The sequence below is a fragment of the Dellaglioa sp. CoH-57-MRSF-20 genome (genome assembly GCF_056781955.1).
In genome coordinates this window covers 1-444 of sequence record NZ_JBXAXV010000125.1, presented here as the reverse complement: position 1 = coordinate 444, position 444 = coordinate 1, and the positions used below count along the sequence as shown (strand labels likewise).

General features: G+C 49.3%; 1 protein-coding gene. It reads left to right on the top strand.

Annotation, left to right across the window (positions count from 1 at the left end; genetic code table 11):
* Positions 1-435: hypothetical protein (locus AC1RPN_RS08440; protein ID WP_481763752.1), on the top strand; the 435-nt coding region annotated here is incomplete at its 5' end.
* Positions 436-444: the final 9 nt, after the last annotated feature.

The following is a 444-nucleotide window of genomic DNA, read 5'->3' as shown; positions in this document are numbered from 1 at the left end:
ACCGCAGGCAACTTGTCGTCAGGAAAATTGGCGACCGTGGCCGTTACCGGCTCGTATAACGATCTGTTGAATTTGCCAACGAGCCCAGATGTTGCACGGCTACCCGTCAACATTCAGGGTAACCCAAACGTCATCAACGAAGTGTTCTACATGTTCACAGACAACTGCCAATTCGGGCAGAACTTCGTGGGCGCGAAAGCAAATGCGGTACTGATATCTGGCACCACAGCGACCGTACGTATCATGAAGTACCCAGCGTCAACGCCCAACACAGGAACGCAGGTAGGAACACTTAACATAGACACAGTGAACGGCAACTCGTTTACGAGTGTTCAATCAACCACGACGTTTGCTCCGGGTGATCAGTTCTCCTATCAATTCGCGACTACAAACATTTCTCTAATAACCATTACACTTCGTGGCACTTGGCTATAAGGAGTAGAA